The organism is Halanaerobium saccharolyticum (assembly GCF_003053565.1).
Classification (GTDB): domain Bacteria; phylum Bacillota; class Halanaerobiia; order Halanaerobiales; family Halanaerobiaceae; genus Halanaerobium; species Halanaerobium saccharolyticum_B.
The window spans coordinates 1-1,717 of sequence record NZ_QAXS01000082.1 but is presented as its reverse complement, the minus strand read 5'-3'; the positions used below and the strand labels follow the sequence as shown (position 1 = coordinate 1,717).

At 32.3% G+C, this 1,717-nt stretch carries 1 protein-coding gene; it reads right to left on the bottom strand.

Translation table 11 applies throughout. The annotated features are described in order from the left end of the window. Positions 1 to 213 precede the first annotated feature (213 nt). The gene (locus tag C8C76_RS14940) at positions 214 to 1,530 is read right to left on the bottom strand and encodes an IS1380 family transposase (RefSeq protein ID WP_108143042.1); all 1,317 of its coding nucleotides are present in this window, start codon (positions 1,528 to 1,530) and stop codon (positions 214 to 216) included. Positions 1,531 to 1,717 lie beyond the last annotated feature (187 nt).

Here is a 1,717-nt window from a genome sequence, read left to right as displayed (position 1 = left end):
CCTGAATTATTCATAGCAACCACGAAATATTTTTTTCTTTTATTTAACTCTAAAATTATCTGATTTAAAATTTTAAAAGAGATTTTTGAGTTAAATTTTTAAAAAAATCTATTTTTTATTATTATGGTAAAAATTACTATTAAAATTGGGTATAAATATCCCTTAATCTTCCCTTATGTTTTTAAAACTTTACAATTATTTTAGAGTTCTGTGTCAACCAAATTCTAAACTCTGTATATTCTCCAGTACTTTAAAAAACAAATCTTTGTTGGGACAGCCTTCTGCCAGTTTGTAATAAATATATCTGCCTGTTTTTACTATTCTGGCTGCTATTTTAATTAATTTTGTTCTGATAGTTTCTATTCTATCTGATCTGTTATGCTCTGGGAAACAGAGTCGTCTCAGCCAGTTATTTAAGTTATAGGCCAGCATCATCTGCTGTAATTTATTAGCGTTTGCCAGATATTCACTGCTGCTCATTTTACCAAAGGCAAAACCTCTTTTTCCTTCTTTGATAAAGTTTTCCATGGTGCCCCGCTGACAGTAAAACTTAACTATTTCTTCAGGTGTACGGTCTTTTATATCTGTAACAATAAATGTATGGTTGTAGACTAACTGTCCTGCCGGTTTTTCAATTTTAACTATAACTCTCCGGCTTTTATCCCAGCTGCCGGCCTGATAGTTAAATTCACCGTAAATGACCTGTTTTTCAGATATTTCAGAGCCTTGATTTAACTTTTCTAAAAGAGATTCTGCTAAATTATAAAGTCTTGCATTGGCTTTTAAGCGTATGGCATAGGAGATATTATGTTCTTCAGCCATCCGATAAATGCCCGGTGTGGCAAAACCACTGTCAGCTCTTAATAAAAGAGGAATTTCTTTAAACTTTTTGCTGTATTTTTTAAATACTGGACCTATAAATCTTACAGCTCCTCTTGATGTATATACATTACCTGATCTTAGTTCAGCTTTAATCAGATCGCCGGTAACTCCATCAAACATTAACAGTGGATGGTATCCATTTGCTTTATAGTGATGATTATAGTCAGAACCGTATTGCTTTCCATATGTTTCACAGTTTGTTGAGTCAAGATCAAAGATTATTTCTTTGGGAACCTCATATTCATATATTTTATCGAGCAGGCTGAAATTAACCTGCTGTAGCTGCTTCATATTTTCTTTATTAACACAGCTGTTTAATCTTGAAATAGTGGGCTGTGAAGCAAGAATTTCCTTTTCCAGTATAGTCTGAAATAGAGAATCAGATCTAAGATCGTCTGCGTCATCATCAGCGTGATAGCCAGCAGTATTCTGATAAATACGCTGCAGTACAACATCCACATTTTCATGTAATCTATGATTAACATCATCATCAAATTCTAAAACGTTTTTTATTTCTTGACTGAAGCCGATCTGATTATCAAATTCCTTAAAAATTAGCAGACCAGAATCGGAAGTTAAATCACCACCATTAAAATTTATTCTTATATTTGACTTGAAATTTACCTTTTTTTCAGTTATAGTAACCATATGGAGTCCCTCCTTTTAATTTTGTTTGGTTACTATTATTATAAAGGAAAGGGGCTCCTTTTTCTATGTTTTTAGAGGAAAAATTTCAAAAAAATCTTTCACCCACCGGGTGAAAACAATATTTTGATAGAAGTTGATATATCAGGGCTGATAATTTATTTCGTGATTGCTATGAATAATTCAGGTT

Coding starts and splice junctions, on each gene's coding strand:
- C8C76_RS14940 (WP_108143042.1), bottom strand. CDS start 1,530: ATGGTTACTATAACTGAAAAAAAGGTAAATTTCAAGTCAAATATAAGA.